At 67.7% G+C, this 13,900-nt stretch carries 15 protein-coding genes; 8 read left to right on the plus strand and 7 right to left on the minus strand.

The window, feature by feature from the left end:
* Nucleotides 1-137 precede the first annotated feature (137 nt).
* Complete coding sequence (locus RIC31_RS03270; protein WP_350103143.1) at nucleotides 138-2,108, minus strand: tetratricopeptide repeat protein; 1,971 nt, start codon at nucleotides 2,106-2,108, stop codon at nucleotides 138-140.
* 313 nt (nucleotides 2,109-2,421) lie between these two features.
* Here RIC31_RS03270 and RIC31_RS03275 point away from each other — a divergent pair, with 313 nt between their 5' ends.
* From RIC31_RS03275 to RIC31_RS03300, 6 genes are all read left to right on the plus strand, one after another.
* Nucleotides 2,422-3,249 carry a flagellin gene (locus RIC31_RS03275; RefSeq protein WP_350103144.1) on the plus strand — a complete coding sequence of 276 codons (828 nt, stop codon included), beginning with the start codon at nucleotides 2,422-2,424 and terminating at the stop codon, nucleotides 3,247-3,249.
* A gap of 75 nt (nucleotides 3,250-3,324) precedes the next feature.
* Nucleotides 3,325-3,699 (plus strand): flagellar biosynthesis regulator FlaF, encoded by a 375-nt coding sequence (gene flaF, locus RIC31_RS03280; protein WP_350103145.1) that lies wholly within the window; start codon nucleotides 3,325-3,327, stop codon nucleotides 3,697-3,699.
* A gap of 109 nt (nucleotides 3,700-3,808) precedes the next feature.
* Nucleotides 3,809-5,239 (plus strand): flagellar hook-associated protein FlgK, encoded by a 1,431-nt coding sequence (flgK, locus tag RIC31_RS03285; protein WP_350103146.1) that lies wholly within the window; start codon nucleotides 3,809-3,811, stop codon nucleotides 5,237-5,239.
* A 21-nt stretch (nucleotides 5,240-5,260) separates the two neighbouring features.
* The gene (locus tag RIC31_RS03290; protein WP_350103147.1) at nucleotides 5,261-6,244 is read left to right on the plus strand and encodes a flagellin; all 984 of its coding nucleotides are present in this window, start codon (nucleotides 5,261-5,263) and stop codon (nucleotides 6,242-6,244) included.
* 174 nt (nucleotides 6,245-6,418) lie between these two features.
* Nucleotides 6,419-6,862: a hypothetical protein gene (locus RIC31_RS03295; RefSeq protein WP_350103148.1), complete on the plus strand. Its 444-nt coding sequence runs from the start codon at nucleotides 6,419-6,421 to the stop codon at nucleotides 6,860-6,862.
* 117 nt (nucleotides 6,863-6,979) lie between these two features.
* Nucleotides 6,980-7,945: a tetratricopeptide repeat protein gene (locus RIC31_RS03300; RefSeq protein WP_350103149.1), complete on the plus strand. Its 966-nt coding sequence runs from the start codon at nucleotides 6,980-6,982 to the stop codon at nucleotides 7,943-7,945.
* A 25-nt stretch (nucleotides 7,946-7,970) separates the two neighbouring features.
* On the opposite strand, the gene RIC31_RS03305 is transcribed toward RIC31_RS03300, so the two are convergent.
* Genes RIC31_RS03305 through RIC31_RS03315 form a run of 3 tightly spaced genes read right to left on the minus strand, consistent with a single transcriptional unit; the run spans nucleotide 7,971 to nucleotide 9,912 of the window.
* Nucleotides 7,971-8,417 carry a hypothetical protein gene (locus RIC31_RS03305; RefSeq protein WP_350103150.1) on the minus strand — a complete coding sequence of 149 codons (447 nt, stop codon included), beginning with the start codon at nucleotides 8,415-8,417 and terminating at the stop codon, nucleotides 7,971-7,973.
* Entirely contained in the window at nucleotides 8,414-8,767 is a 354-nt protein-coding gene (locus tag RIC31_RS03310; protein ID WP_350103151.1) for a rod-binding protein, read from the minus strand. The genes RIC31_RS03305 and RIC31_RS03310 overlap by 4 nt, the downstream gene beginning before the upstream one ends.
* Nucleotides 8,768-8,781: 14 nt before the next feature.
* A complete protein-coding gene (locus RIC31_RS03315) occupies nucleotides 8,782-9,912 on the minus strand; it encodes a flagellar basal body P-ring protein FlgI (protein WP_350103152.1) in 1,131 nt (376 codons plus the stop codon).
* A gap of 194 nt (nucleotides 9,913-10,106) precedes the next feature.
* On the opposite strand from RIC31_RS03315, the gene RIC31_RS03320 reads away from it, so the two are divergent.
* Together RIC31_RS03320 and dksA are read left to right on the plus strand one after the other, a co-directional pair.
* Entirely contained in the window at nucleotides 10,107-10,523 is a 417-nt protein-coding gene (locus tag RIC31_RS03320) for a flagellar assembly protein FliX (RefSeq protein WP_350103153.1), read from the plus strand.
* A 131-nt stretch (nucleotides 10,524-10,654) separates the two neighbouring features.
* Nucleotides 10,655-11,071, plus strand: coding sequence for an RNA polymerase-binding protein DksA (dksA, locus tag RIC31_RS03325; protein WP_350103154.1), 417 nt, complete (start codon nucleotides 10,655-10,657; stop codon nucleotides 11,069-11,071).
* 144 nt (nucleotides 11,072-11,215) lie between these two features.
* On the opposite strand, the gene flgH is transcribed toward dksA, so the two are convergent.
* The 3 genes from flgH to flgG are packed head-to-tail and all read right to left on the minus strand — an operon-like array spanning nucleotide 11,216 to nucleotide 13,833.
* A complete protein-coding gene (gene flgH / locus RIC31_RS03330; RefSeq protein ID WP_350103155.1) occupies nucleotides 11,216-11,974 on the minus strand; it encodes a flagellar basal body L-ring protein FlgH in 759 nt (252 codons plus the stop codon).
* A gap of 49 nt (nucleotides 11,975-12,023) precedes the next feature.
* On the minus strand, nucleotides 12,024-13,007 hold the full coding sequence (gene flgA / locus RIC31_RS03335) for a flagellar basal body P-ring formation chaperone FlgA (protein WP_350103156.1): 984 nt from the start codon (nucleotides 13,005-13,007) through the stop codon (nucleotides 12,024-12,026).
* A 40-nt stretch (nucleotides 13,008-13,047) separates the two neighbouring features.
* Complete coding sequence (gene flgG, locus RIC31_RS03340) at nucleotides 13,048-13,833, minus strand: flagellar basal-body rod protein FlgG (protein ID WP_350103157.1); 786 nt, start codon at nucleotides 13,831-13,833, stop codon at nucleotides 13,048-13,050.
* Between the last annotated feature and the right edge of the window lie 67 nt (nucleotides 13,834-13,900).

The following is a 13,900-nucleotide window of genomic DNA, read 5'->3' on the forward strand; positions in this document are numbered from 1 at the left end:
TGCCGATCCGAATCAGTGAATATGGTACACGAGCCAAGCCCGGGGGGGCGTGGGGTTTCCGACGTCGCACCGTGCGCGGGCGGCGGACACTCGGGGCGGCGCAGGGGGCGATCGCTCTGTGCTTGTCCCGACCCGGGTCATCCGGGTCCGGCAACCGTCTCGCGCAGCATGGCGGCCGCCCGCTGGATGGCCAGCGGCAGGTTCGTCGCCTCCTGCCGCCCGATCATCGGCCTCAGGTTGGCGAAGAACATGTCCCGGTCGTCCAGGATCCGGTAGATGCTCGATCCCAGGCGGATGGTCGGCGCGCCGACCGCGGCTGCCAGCATGCACGCGCTGGTATCCGTGCTGATCACCAGGTCGAGCGCCGACATCAGGGCGGCCGTCCCGTCGAGATCCTCGCGCTGGTCGAGCTCCGCCGGCCGCCAGATGTCGATGCCGTAAGCCTGCCTGAACGCCGCGAGCTCCTCGCGGCAGTCGGTGTACTGCAGGCAAACGAACTTCGTTCCCGGCACTTCGAACAGCGCCAGCATCGCCTCGAGGGAGGAGTTGTACAGCGCGCGCGCCCTGGTCCGGTGGATGCTGCTCCAGGAGATCCCGACGGTGAGCCGGGCGCCGTCGCGGACCCGGTCGAGGCGCCGGGTCCATTCGGCGCGCTTCAGCGGATCCGGCGTCAGATAGCCGCCCCGCGGCGCCGGGCGGTCGCGGTCGCGGCGATAGCGCGCCGCCAGGTCGCCGGAAAAGACATAGGCCTTCGGCGCGAGCGCGCGGACCACCTCCGTGTAGTCGAACAGCACCCGGTCGCCTTGCCGGCGGGCCTGGCGCTCGATCAGGCGCAGGCCTGGAAACGACCGCTGCAGGAGGGGATGCAGCCGGGCGTCGGCCTCGACGATCGGCGAGCGGCATTCCGCCAGCAGATCCGGCAGGCAGGAAAGGAATAGCAGCTCGTCGCCGAGACCCTGCTCGGACGCGACCAGCAGCCCGTCGTCCGTCAGGGCGGCGTCCGGGCGGGCGACGTCGGGCAGTCGCGGCGGCAGGCCCGCGACCCGGTGAAAGCGCGGCCAGCTGTCGCGCCGGGCCTCGATGTCCCAGCCAAGACCCAGGTCCCCCACGGCCTTCTCGGCCTGGGCCAGATGGTAGGACAGCTCCGGATCGCGACGGTGCGACAGCAATGCGTGCCGGGCGACCCTCCGGACGGTCCCGAACCGGGCCAGGGGCAGGCCGGCCTGCACCAGGAACCGCGCGGCGTACTGGGTCGACGGTTCGAGCAACAGGCCGCGCATGGCGTCCCGGAACGCGGCTCCTCGGTCGCTCGCCCTTAGACGCGCCTCCGCGCGGGATACCCAGGACGCGGCGGCGGCCGGGGCGGCAGCCACCAGGCGGGACGACCAGGCGGTCGCGTCCGGGCCGGGCCCGGCATCGCCGCTGGCCCCGACCAGAAGGGCCATGGCCTCGGCGTGGCTCGCCGTCAGCAGCAGGGCGCGCCTCGCGAACCGCACGGTTGCGCCGGTACGACCGTCCCGCCATGCGGCCGCGGCGGCGGAGACCGTCGCCGCGACGTTCGCCGGGTCCGTCCGGGCCGCCTGGGCAAACGCCGTGGCGGCGGTTCCGTGTCGGCCCGAGGCCGAGGCGATCGTGGCGAACAGCACGACGACCCCGAGATTGCCCGGTGCATGTTGCGCCGCCAGCCAGGCAAACGGGTAGGCGATCCGCGGGTGGCCCTGCTGCATCAGCAGGTTTGCGACGGCGAAGGCCGCCTGAACCGTGTTCCCGGGCTCGACCAGCAGCGCCTTCCGGAAATACCGGTCGCCGGCGGCGGGCGCGCCTCCCTGGGTCAGGATCGACCCGCTCCTCTCGAGCACCGCCGGGGCGGCCGGATCGGTGCAGAGGATCCGGCGGCAGGCCGCGAGCTGGTCCTTCGGTCCCCCGGCGATCGCGAACGGCGTCACCCGGGCGTCGTCGGGTGCCGCACAGGCCGCCAGGCGGAACCACGCCTGGACCTCGCCTGACGTTCCGCCCGATCGCTGCAGCCCCAGGCCACGCTTCAAAGCGATCTCAGCGATGCCGTTGAGGTTCATCGACGATGTCTGGACGAAGGTGGGTTCATCCAATCTAACCCTCCGGGTCGAAGATTGTCGATCCGGTCCCGGGCCCGCCTCCGGTGCCCGGCGCCGTCCTGCGGGATAGGCGGATTTTGCCAGCGAAGACCGGCAATTCCTGCCGTCGACCGCTCCGGTCGTCCGGCCGACCTCCGGGGGTGCGAAAAATACATAATTAAAATCAATCTATTACGACTTCAGAAAGCTGGCCCGGCGCTTGCGTCATCTGCTCCGAGCGACCTCTACCGGCGTCGACCGAACGAACAGCAGGCGACGTAGAAGAAACCGGGTCAGGTCAATAGAACGTTGGCGAAGGACTGGCATCATGGCGAACAACTCAATCCTCACGAACCCCGAGGCCCTGATCGCGCTCCGCAACCTCGAGCGCACCAACCGCACCCTCGCGACCACCCAGAACCGGGTGTCGACCGGTCTGAAGGTAACCGGCGCCATCGACGATGCCTCGAACTTCGCGATTGCCCAGGGCATCCGCGGCGACATCAAGGCGCTCGGCGCGGTGGTCCAGGGCCTGAACAACGCCAAGGGTATCGCCAAGGTCGCGATCGCCGGTACCACCAGCATCTCCGACCTTCTTCAGACCGTCCGCCAGAAGCTGACGGAGCTGTCGAACGAGGGCATCACCACGACCCAGCGCGCGATCCTGTCGAGTGACTTCCAGCAGCTGCTGTCGCAGGCCGCCAACTTCATCGACAACGCGGTGTTCAACGGCGTCAACCTGCTGGACACCACGGGCGCCAGCCCCAACGTCAACACCCTGTCCAACATCAACGGCGGCACGCTGACCCTGACGGCGCAGGACCTGCGCACCCAGGTGGGCTCGCTCGCGGCGGTGTCGCTCGGCAGCGCCTCCAGCGCCCAGGCGGTGCTCGCCACCCAGTTCTCGGACCTGCAGTCGGTCGTCAACACGGCCCTCGGCTCGCTCGGCGCGGAAGCGCGGGCGCTCGAGCTGCAGACCGCGTTCCTCGAGGAAATCACCGACGCCACCGAGGAAGGCCTCGGGAACATCGTCGACGCCGACATGGCGCGGGAGTCGGCACGCCTTACCGCCTTGCAGGTCCGGCAGCAGCTCGGCGTGCAGGTGCTGGGCATTGCCAACCAGTCCCCGCAGATCCTGCTCGGCCTGTTCCAGTAAGGACCGGCGACGCGTCTTCGGCGACCCCCGGGGGATCCGGAACGGCTGCCGGCGACGGAAGCGGAGGATGACTGAATGCAGGGCTACAACGCATATCGCAAGGCGCAGGGGGCGACGGCCGTCCAGAACGGCCGCGACCTCGAATACCGGCTGCTTGCCCAGGTCACCGGCGCGTTGATCAGGGCGCGCGACGGGGTTGTCAGCCTGCAGGAGAAGCTCAACGCGATCCTGAAGAACGAGAAGGTCTGGACCGTCTTCCTGGCCGATCTCAATCATCCGGACAACGGTCTGCCGCGCGAGCTGAAGGCCGGCATCGCCAGCCTGGCGCTGTGGGTGATGCGCGAGACGCGCCTGGTGATCGACACCGACGCGCCGCTGGACGACCTGATCCTGATCAACCGCCAGATCATGGCGGGGCTCAAGCCGGAGCCCGCGGCGATGGCCGGCTGACATGCGGAGGGCCGGTCGGCGCCGGGCGTTGGCCGAATTCTTGCATGTAAATCTTCGGAGGCCCGTAGTCCCCTGTCGGAACCCGCGGCGCCGGAACTGAGGAACGTCGATGTCACTGTTCAACGCCATCTCTTCCGCCCGAAGCGGTCTGATCGCGACGCAGTCCGCCATCGACGTCGCATCGCGCAACATCGCGAACGCCAGCGTCGAGGGCTACACCCGCAAGGTTCAGACGAACTCCACCCGGGTCATCGACGGCCGTGCCGGCGCGGTGAAGGTCGAGGAGGTCACCCGCAACGTCAACGCCCAGCTGCAGCGCGACGTGCGCGAGCAGACCTCGGTGGTCGAGAAGCTGACCATCATCGAGGATTTCCTGTCGCGCCTGGAGCTGGACTTCGGGCGCCCGGAAGACAACAGCTCGGTCTCCTCGAAGATCACCGAGCTGAAGAAGGCCTTTCAGGCACTGGCCACCAACCCGGACCAGTCGACCGCCCAGAACGACGTAATCCGCGCCGCCGAGGAGGTGGCGCTCGCCCTCAACGGCCTGTCGAGCAGCATCCAGGCGCTGCGGGCCGAGGCCGACCAGCGGATCGCCGACTCGGTCGAGATCGTCAACGAGGCGCTGCAGAACATCGAGTCCCTCAACAACGAGATCGGTGCGCGCAAGACGCTCGGCGAGTCGACGGCCGATCTCGAGGATCAGCGCGACGTTTGGATCCAGAAGCTCTCGGAGCAGATGGACATCAAGAGCTTCGAGCGCCCGGACGGCCGGATCGCGATCCTGACCGGCGACAGCCAGTTCCTGCTCGACCAGGAGGCGGTGACGCTGACCTTCACGGCGTCGAACGTCGTGGCGGCCGGCTCGGCGGTCAACGATGTGCTGCTGGACAACGGGTTCCTGACGCCGTTCGCCGTCACCAGCTCGTTCTCCGGCGGTACCCTGTCCGGCCTGGTGGAGATCCGCGACACCCTGATGCCGCGCGCCCAGGACCAGCTCGACTCGCTGGCCTTCGAGCTGGCGCAGCAGTTCGACGCCCTGACCGTCGGCGCGAACACGGCCGACCTCGACCTGTTCACCGATGCCGCCGACGCCATTCCGGGCGCGTCGGCCGGATTCTCGGCGGTGATCCAGGTGCGCAGCACGCTGGTCGGCGCGGATCTGCGCGACGGCATCGGCGGCACCTTCACGTCGTCGGGGGCGAGCGACTCTTCGCTGCCGCTGGCCATCATCAACATGTTCGACACCAAGCAGGCCTATGTCGCGGTGACCGGGCTCAACACGACCTCGTCGACGCTCGAGGAGTTCTCCGCCGAGTTCATCAGCTACCAGGCCAATCAGGCCGCCGACTACGACAGCCAGCTCAACTTCCAGGACCAGGTTCGTGGCCTGCTGGAGGAGCGCCTGAACGACGAGAGCGGCGTGAACCTCGACGAGGAACTCGCCAGCCTGATCCAGCTCGAGGCCGCGTTCGCCGCTTCGGCCCGGGTTCTCAGCTCGGTACAGCAGGCACTCGACGAACTCCTGAGCGTGGTTCGGTAAGGCTTAACGGGACAGGACGCCATGCGTATCTCGACCATCACCCAGAACCTGCGGATCGACAATTCGATCACCTCGATCCAGAGGAAGATCGCCGACGCCCAGCTGCAGATCTCGACCGGCAAGCTGTCGCAGGTCTACAGCGGCTTCAAGGGACAGGACGTTCGGCTGCTGATCACCCTCAAGGAGCAGCGGACCAGCGTCGACTCCTATGTCGACACCATCACCAACACCCAGGTGAAGACCAAGACCATCGACGCGTCGCTGGTCACCTTCACCGACATCACGCAGGATCTGCGCAAGAAGCTCTACGAGCAGGTCGAGGGTCTGTACGACAACTCCGCCCTGGCGCTGCAGACCTTCGCGAATGCGGCGATCGACCAGCTCACCAACCTGCTGAACCAGACCGCCGACGGGAAATACCTGTTCAACGGCACCGACACCGATACCCAGCCGATGATCAACTCGGCGACGACCAAGGCGGCCTACGTCCAGCCGGCACTGTCCGGCGGCTTCGCCGGTGTCACCGCGGCGGTCACGACCTTCTTCGGCACCGACACGAACTGGAACAACGTGACGACCCCGGCGCCGGGGTCGCTGCAGGCGCGGATCGACGAGGGGGTCGACGTCACCTTCGGCGAACTGGCGAACGACGACGCGTTCGAGGAGGTCTTCGAGGTTCTCTATGCATTCGCCAATGCGAACTTCCAGACCGGCGACGACGCCAACTACGAGCAATTGGTGAACTGGGGCATCGGCAAGGTCGAGGCCGCCTTCGAGCTGATCAACGACATGGTCGGCCAGAACGGTGTCATCGGTGCGCAGATGGTCTCCCGCAAGGACGCGCATCAGGACAGCCTGACGCTGCTGGAGACGCAGATCCTGGATATCGAAGAGATCGACCCCTATGAGGCGGTGAGCACGTTCCAGACCCTGCAGGCACAGCTCGAGGCGTCGTTCCAGACGACCTCGGTGCTTCGCGGCCTGAGCCTGACCCGCTACCTATAGGCATCGGGCCCTCGGGATCCGCCTCGCGACCATTCCGGCCGCGATTCTTCCAGGCCATCGCTGCCCCCCGGGGGCAGGCGTGGCCGTTTGTGCTGGACGTGACGCGGCAAACGGCATAGGCTGGTGTTGGAGTAGTCTACGAAGTAGAGCTCTATCTCCAGAATGGGGGTCGTTGTGCAGATCGACACACGATTTCCGGCGGTCCAGGCCACTCAGGGGCTTGGTGCACGCGACGGCGAGGCCCCGGATCCGGCGCCCGCGTCGCCGGCAGGAGCCGGGTCCGAGACTGAATTCTACATCAGCCCTGTCCTGCGGTTCGATTCGCGGTCGCTGACCGTGATCTTCCAGGTTCGTGACAGCGGCTCCGGCGACGTGGTCCGGCAGTTCCCCCCGGAGACGGTGGTGGAGCGCTATCGCCAGGATCCCACCGCAAAGCCGTTCGTCCTGTCACCGCGATCCGCGGCGGGGGACGGCGAACCCGGCGCCGCCGCGACCGACGGCCTGGCGCCGTTTCCACGATCGGGCGAGGGCGCCGTAGACCAGCCGGACGCCAACTCGGCGGCGGCGTCGGGCGCGGGCGCGCCGTCGGACGGTGAGCAAGTCGACCTGGTCGCTTGACCCTCGTTTCCCAGCGATTCCATCTTTCCTGCCACGCCGGGAACCGGATTCACATGGCCCGCCCATATGTGGTAGGGTCGGTCGAGTGATTAACAAGAGTTGGCGGAGGCCTGTTCGATGAATCCCGGCGATCCGCTTCACGACCTGCTGGTCGCGGCGATCCAGCATCAGGAGGCCGACGAGGTCGAACAGGCCCGCGACCTCTACCTGAAGATCCTGGAGCAAGATCCGCAGCATGAGCAGGCGTTGCATCTCGCCGGCCTCCTGTGCCTTCAGCACGGCGAGCTCGATGGTGCGCGGACACTCCTGAACGCGGCCCTGGAGGTCGACCCCGACAAGCCGGCCTATTCGAACCATCTGGGCGTCGTCCTGCTGCGCGAGGACAACCTGGCCGGGGCCGTCGAGCTGTTTCGCAAGGCGCTGGCGATCGACCCGACCTATTCCGAGGCGTATTTCAATCTCGGGATCGCGTTGCGTGGCCTCGACGATCTCGACGGTGCGGCGGAGGCCCTCGCGGCGTCCCTGAAATACGATCCGGACAACGACCGGATCCTGACATGGGCAGGGGTGCTGGCGAACGAGCGGGGAGCCGCCCACGAAGCCGCCGATCTGCTGATCCGGGCGGTCGAACTCAATCCGACGAATACCGAGGCGATGTATCAGCTCGGTGACATCTTCGTCGTCCTCGGGGCCCTGGAGGATGCCGAGCGATGCTACCGCACCGGGCTCGAGGTCACGCCCGAGGTCGCCGGCATCCACGGCAAGCTCGGCTCGGTCCTGACCCAGCTCGGGCGGCTCGACGAGGCGCGCGCCGCGTTCGACACCGCGCTCGCTCTCAATCCGGGAGATTCGGCGCTGCTCGGCGGGCTGGCTCTCGTGCAGCTCGAGGCGGGCGACATCGAGCAGGCGAAGGCGACCGCCGATCGGGCGATCGAGAGCAACGACCAGAGTGTGGACGGGCACTATGCGCTGGCCCGGGTTCATCGGGTCCTGGGGAACCTCGACGCCGCCCGGACCGAGGCCGCGAAGGTTCGCGAACTGGCGCCGGACAACGCACGCTATCTCGACGGGCTGTTCATCTGACGGCCAACCCGCCCCGCCGAGGCGGTCATAGAGTCCGGTTGAACCCCGCCGCGCCGACGCCGGCGCTGCCGTAGGCGGCGTATCCGCGCACCGGCTTGCTCGGATTCACGTCCGGGCCGGTGACGCCGCGCGACTTCTTGACTCCGGAGATCACCATCTTGATGACGCGGTCGGCGGCGTCGTGGGCCGACTTCAGCGCCAGCATGTTGTCGGACAGGGTCTCCCGGAAGGCGGCATAGAGCTTCCGCAGGTCGCCGCGTTCCTCGGCGCTGAGCGCGTCCAGCACCGAGAGGTTCTTGCGGAGCTTGGTCTGATGCTCGTCGTAGGTCTTGGCGAGCTGGAGCTTGCGGCGCTGGACGCCCTCGAGCTGGCCGAACTCGCGGGCCTTCACCAGTTCGATCTCGTGCCGCATGACCGCCATGAGTTGGGTCATGGACTCGACGAACAACTTGACCACGTCACGCGGATTCATGCGGAAACCTCCTGGAGCTGAAGCAGTTCGCGTTCGATCGCATCGGCGACGCCGATGCCGCCGCGCCGGGCGATGACGTTGCCGACTTCCTCGATATAGAAGTCGCGCCACATGCCCTCGGCCTGGCCCCCGCCGAACATGCCTTCGGTGTCGACGCCCTTGAACATGTGCGTGAGCATCTGCGAGAGGAACTGGCCCTCGAACTTCTCGGCGCTGCGGCGGACCGCAGTCTTGTCGCCGGCTGCCGCGGCCGCCTTCAGGGCGTCGCTCTGGCGCTGCGCGAGGCCTTCGGTGCGGGCCAGGCCCAGATTGCCGACGTCGGGGAGGGAGGCGAAGGTGTTCTCGGTCATCGGTCTTCTCCCGCCTAGAGGACTTCGAGTTCGGCCTGCAGGGCCCCGGCCGCCTTGATCGCCTGCAGGATCGAGATCATGTCGCGCGGTCCGACGCCGAGGGCGTTCAGGCCGTTGACCAGTTCCTGCAGCGTGACCTGCCGGGGAAGCACGGTCAGCTTCTTGTCCTTGTCGTCGTCGATCTCGATCTGCGTGCGCGGAACCGTGACGGTCTCGCCGGTCTGTGCGAACGGCTGCGGCTGGCTGACCTGTGGGGTCTCGGTGATGCGGATCGTCAGGTTGCCCTGGGCGATCGCCACGGTGTTGATGCGGACGTTCTCGCCCATCACGATCACCCCGGTCTGCTCGTCGATGACGACCTTGGCGATGGCATCGGGGGTGACGCGCAGCTGCTCGATGTCGGTGATCAGGGCCACCGCGTTGTTGCGGTAGGAGTCGGGAACCAGCATGCGCACGGTGCCCGGATCGGTCGGCTGGGCGATCGGGCCGCCGACGAAGGCGTTGATCGCCTGGGCGATCCGGCGCGAGGTCGTGAAGTCCGGGTTGCGCAGGGCGATCCGCACGGTCTCCATCTGATTCAGCGAGAAGTTGATCTCGCGCTCGACGATGGCGCCGTTGGCGATCCGTCCGGCGGTCGGGACCCCGCGGGTGACGCTGGCGGCGGCGCCCTGGGCCGAGAAGCCGCTGACCGCCACCGGGCCCTGGGCGACCGCGTACACCTCGCCGTCGGCACCGACCAGGGGGGTGACCAGCAACTGGCCGCCGAGCAGGCTGTCGGCGTCGCCGATGGCCGAGACGGTAACGTCGATGCGGGTGCCCTGGGTCGGGAAGGCGGGCAGGATCGCGGTTACCATCACCGCCGCCACGTTGTCGGTTTCCAGATCGTCGTCGCGGGCGTTGACGCCGAGCCGCTCCAGCATGCCGACCAGGCTCTCTCGGGTGAAGATCGCGCTGCCGATGTCGTCGCCGGTGCCGTTCAGGCCGACGACCAGGCCGTATCCGATCAGCAGGTTCTCGCGCACGCCTTCGAAGTCGACGATGTCCTTGATCCGGGTCTGCGCGCCGGCGGTGCCGGCCCCGAAGGCCAGCGCGATCAGAAAGGCCGTTGCCGTAGCCAGTCTTCGCATCCAGCGTCCCGTCGTCATGATCGTGGTCCCCGCGGTCGATGTTGCCGGGTGGCCCCGGTCTCGTCGGATCTTATGCGAGAAGCGTGCCAGCCGCGGCGCGGGACGGATTCCCAAGGTGGCGTCGAATCCGGAAGCGACGCATGCTATAAGAGACCGATGCGCGTTCGCATCGCTCAAGCCCCAAGTCCGTCCGACCGAGGTCGCTCATCGCCATGAAGGTCGAGTCTACCAAAGGTACCGGGATCGGCGGTATCCGCCGGAGCGGAAAATCCGGCAAGACCGGCGGGTCCGAGTTCTCGAAGCTGCTGGACGAGACCGCCGAGGCCGGCCAGGCGGCCGGTCCGAGCGGCGTGCAGCCGGTCGATTCGGTGCTGTCCGTCCAGGAGGTCGGGGACCGCGAGGGAGGGCGACGGCGGGCTCGGGAGCGGGCCGACCTGTTGCTCGACCGGCTCGAGGACATCCGCCACGGCCTGCTGATCGGCGCCATCCCGCACGACCGCCTGCAAGAGCTTGCGACCGCGATGCGTCAGCAACGCGAGACAATCGACGATCCGCAGCTGAAGGAGATTCTCGACGAGATCGAGCTCCGGGCACGGGTCGAGCTTGCGAAATTTGAGCGAAGCGTGTAACCCGTCGCGCGGCGCGGAACTCCTTGGGTTTCATCCCGTAGAAGCGGTCTTGGATGCTCTCTACACTCCGCGCCCGTTCGGTGCAGGTCCCTCCCGTGCCGAATGCCGTCGAGCCCGCGTGGAGGAAGGGGATGAGCGTGACCCTGCCGCCGGACTATAAGCCGTCGGACGACGAAGAGTTCATGAACCCGCAGCAGTTGGAGTATTTCCGGCAGAAGCTGCTCCGCTGGAAGGCCGAGCTGGTGCGGGAAGCCAACGAAACCCTGAGCAATCTCACCGAACAGAACTTGCAGCAACCCGATATGGCCGACCGGGCCTCACTGGAGACCGAACATTCGATCGAACTCCGGACCAGGGACCGGGAGCGTAAGCTGATCAGCAAGATCAACGCCGCTCTCAAGCGAATCGAGGACGGCACCTATGGCTATTGCGAGGAGACCGACGAGCCGATCGGGCTGAAACGCCTGGAGGCCCGTCCGATCGCCACTCTGAGCCTTGAGGCGCAGGAGCGGCACGAGCGGATGGAACGTACCCACCGCGACGATTGAGCGGGGGGCCGGGGCGGCGGATTTTGCCGACCCGGCAGCTTCGACTGAATACGAAGAAGGCCGCCCCTAGGGGCGGCCTTCCCGTTTCCGGCCCCTCTCGGGGGGAGACGCGGGAGATTTGGGGGCCGGCGAACCCGTTTCCGATCAGAACGGCATGATCACGTCGAGCACCTGGCTGCCGTAGCGCGGCTGCTGCACGTCGGTGATCTGACCGCGGCCGCCGTAGGAGATCCGCGCCTCGGCCATCTGGTCGTAGCTGATGGTGTTGGACGAGGTGATGTCGGCCGCGCGGATCACGCCGCCGACCACGACCTCGCGAACCTCGAAGTTCACGCGCACTTCCTGCCGGCCGTAGACGACCATGTTGCCGTTCGGCAATTTCTGCGTGATCACGCCGGCGACCCGGAGGTTGACGGCCTCGGTCCGGTCGACCGTGCCGGACCCGACATTGCTGGTGTTGGAGCCGAGGTTCAGCAGGTTGCCGCCGGTCACCGCCTCCGGGAACACGCTGGTCAGGCTGCCTTCGTAGCCGAACAGCCCGTTGAGCTGGGCGGCGTCGGTGTTGGCCCGGCTGCGCGAAGTGCTGTTGTCGACCGCGGCGCTGTCGTCGATCGTGACCACCACCGTGATGATGTCGCCGATGTCGCTGGCGCGCTGGTCCTTGAAGAACGCCCGGCTGCCTTCCTGCCACAGCGAGTTGGCCTGGCGCGTGGCCACGACCGGGGCCGGCATCGGCAGGGTGACCGGCTGGTAGCCGGCGCTGCGGGTCGGATCCTCGATCCGGGACATCTCCGGGGCCTGGCCGATGCCGGCGAGCCGGTCGACGGCGCCGCAGCCCGACAGGGCGGTCGCGGCGGCGAGGGCTGCGAGGAGCGGGAGAGCGGTCGAGCGACGGGCGGTCATGTTCTGGATCCTCCTGATGCGCGTTTTGCGCGGGGGGCGTCGAGTGCAGTCAGTTGATGGACGCGATCTGGGCGGTGGCCACGGTCACGGTGTCGGCGCCGATCACACGGGTCTCCAGCACCTTGCGGCTCTGGTTGTTGCGGACCCGGATGATCTCGCCGACGGCACCCTTCTGGAGCGCCTCTGCACTGGCCGTCAGGGTCATCGTGCCTGCCTTGAGCACGATCGTGACGAGGTCGCCCTTGGCGATGACGTAGTTCGGGAGAACGTCGGTCGTGCGGATCGCCTGGCCCGCGGTGATCGGGCGACGCGGGGTGTTGCCGATCAGGTCTTCGAGCCGGCTGATCGTGTTCGGCCCGGCCCGACGGGCCTCGACCCGCTGCCACTGGATGTCGTCCTGGCGGATCAGGTCGCCGGGCATGGCGTGGGTCCGGAGCACCGGAACGCTGACCATCGGTTCGACGCGACCGTTCACGATCACCGGCGAGGACTCGCCGCCGATCAGCGAGATGGCGGCGTCGAACCGGCGCGAGCGCGGGTCGAACACCAGGTTGCGAACCTGCAGTGTCGGGCGTTCGCCGGTGGCGACGAGCAGCGGGACGTCGCGGTTGAACAGCTGGATGTCGAAGTCGTCGCCGAGCTGCTCGCGCGCCAGCGCATCCGCCAGCGCCTCCCGGATCAGTTCGGGCGGCACCGGCGCCGCGTCGCGGACGATCTCGGAATAGACCTTCGCGTCGCGGGGACGCCAGATCAGCCCGAACGACTTCGCGTAGTGAAAAAGTTGCCGGGCACCCAAGACCATCCGGTCGCCGGGAGCGGGGGAGTCGGCGATCCGGCCGTCGCTCTCGGGCGGCACGTTGGCGAACAGGTCCGAGAGCCGGACCCCGTCGCCGCCGACCACCACCCGCTGCTTCAGGATCAACGGGATCCCTTCGGCGGCGGCCGCCGCCTGGCCGATACCGGCCAGGCAGCTTGTGCCGAGCATGGCGGCTCCGATCAGGGCGGAGGCGATCGTGCGGGCGGTGCGGTTCATCGGGTGTCTCCCTGGCCTCAGGCGGCTCCGTCAGTCGGCGTCAGCGGATGTTGTTGACCGTCGACATCAGCTGGTCGGAGGTCTCGATGACCTTCGAGTTCAGCTCGTAGGCGCGCTGTGCGGTGATCAGGTTGGTGATCTCCTGCACCGGATCGACGTTCGAGGCTTCCACGAAGCCCTGCTGGATCTTTCCGAAGCCGTTGGCGCCCGGCACGCCGGTGGTGGCGGCGCCCGACGCCTCGGACTCCAACAGCAGGTTGTTGCCGACGTTCTCCAGGCCGGCGGCGTTCTGGAACGTCGCGAGCTGGATCTGGCCGACGTTCTGCTCCTGCACCTGTCCGTCGATCAGGGCGAAGACCTGGCCGGACTCGTTGATCGTCACGTTCAGCGTGGCCGCCGGCAGGGTGATGCCGGGCAGCACGGTGTAGCCGTCCGGCGTCACGATCGTGCCGTCCTGGCTGGTCTGGAACGAGCCGGCGCGGGTGTAGGCGGTCTCGCCGTTCGGCAGCTCGACCTGGAAGTAGCCGGCGCCGCGGATCGCGACGTCCAGGTTGTTCTCGGTCAGGGTGAGGGCGCCCTGCTCGTTGATCCGGTAGGTCGCGGCGGTCTTCACGCCGACGCCGAGCTGGATGCCCGACGGCACGATGGTGCCGGCGTCCGAGGAGTTGGTGCCGACCCGGCGCTGGTCCTGGTAGAGCAGGTCCTGGAACTCCGCCCGCTGGCGCTTGTAGCCGGTGGTGTTCATGTTCGCGATGTTGTTGGAGATGACCTCGACATTGAGCTGCTGGGCTGCCATGCCGGTCGTCGCGATGCTCAAGGACTGCATTGTATTCTCCCTTCGCCGGCGCGCCGCGCCCGCATTCCCAATCCGTGTCCGGGTTCGCGCCCCGGCC

This window comes from Thalassobaculum sp. (assembly GCF_040219615.1).
GTDB lineage: Bacteria > Pseudomonadota > Alphaproteobacteria > Thalassobaculales > Thalassobaculaceae > Thalassobaculum_A.

Excerpts from the sequence above, each read along its gene's own strand:
- RIC31_RS03275 (WP_350103144.1), top strand. The coding sequence starts at position 2,422 with ATGGCGAACAACTCAATCCTCACGAACCCCGAGGCCCTGATCGCGCTC.
- flaF (WP_350103145.1), top strand. The coding sequence starts at position 3,325 with ATGCAGGGCTACAACGCATATCGCAAGGCGCAGGGGGCGACGGCCGTC.
- flgK (WP_350103146.1), top strand. The coding sequence starts at position 3,809 with ATGTCACTGTTCAACGCCATCTCTTCCGCCCGAAGCGGTCTGATCGCG.
- RIC31_RS03290 (WP_350103147.1), top strand. The coding sequence starts at position 5,261 with ATGCGTATCTCGACCATCACCCAGAACCTGCGGATCGACAATTCGATC.
- RIC31_RS03300 (WP_350103149.1), top strand. The coding sequence starts at position 6,980 with ATGAATCCCGGCGATCCGCTTCACGACCTGCTGGTCGCGGCGATCCAG.
- RIC31_RS03305 (WP_350103150.1), bottom strand. The coding sequence starts at position 8,417 with ATGAATCCGCGTGACGTGGTCAAGTTGTTCGTCGAGTCCATGACCCAA.
- RIC31_RS03310 (WP_350103151.1), bottom strand. The coding sequence starts at position 8,767 with ATGACCGAGAACACCTTCGCCTCCCTCCCCGACGTCGGCAATCTGGGC.
- RIC31_RS03315 (WP_350103152.1), bottom strand. The coding sequence starts at position 9,912 with ATGACGACGGGACGCTGGATGCGAAGACTGGCTACGGCAACGGCCTTT.
- RIC31_RS03320 (WP_350103153.1), top strand. The coding sequence starts at position 10,107 with ATGAAGGTCGAGTCTACCAAAGGTACCGGGATCGGCGGTATCCGCCGG.
- dksA (WP_350103154.1), top strand. The coding sequence starts at position 10,655 with ATGAGCGTGACCCTGCCGCCGGACTATAAGCCGTCGGACGACGAAGAG.
- flgH (WP_350103155.1), bottom strand. The coding sequence starts at position 11,974 with ATGACCGCCCGTCGCTCGACCGCTCTCCCGCTCCTCGCAGCCCTCGCC.
- flgA (WP_350103156.1), bottom strand. The coding sequence starts at position 13,007 with ATGAACCGCACCGCCCGCACGATCGCCTCCGCCCTGATCGGAGCCGCC.
- flgG (WP_350103157.1), bottom strand. The coding sequence starts at position 13,833 with ATGCAGTCCTTGAGCATCGCGACGACCGGCATGGCAGCCCAGCAGCTC.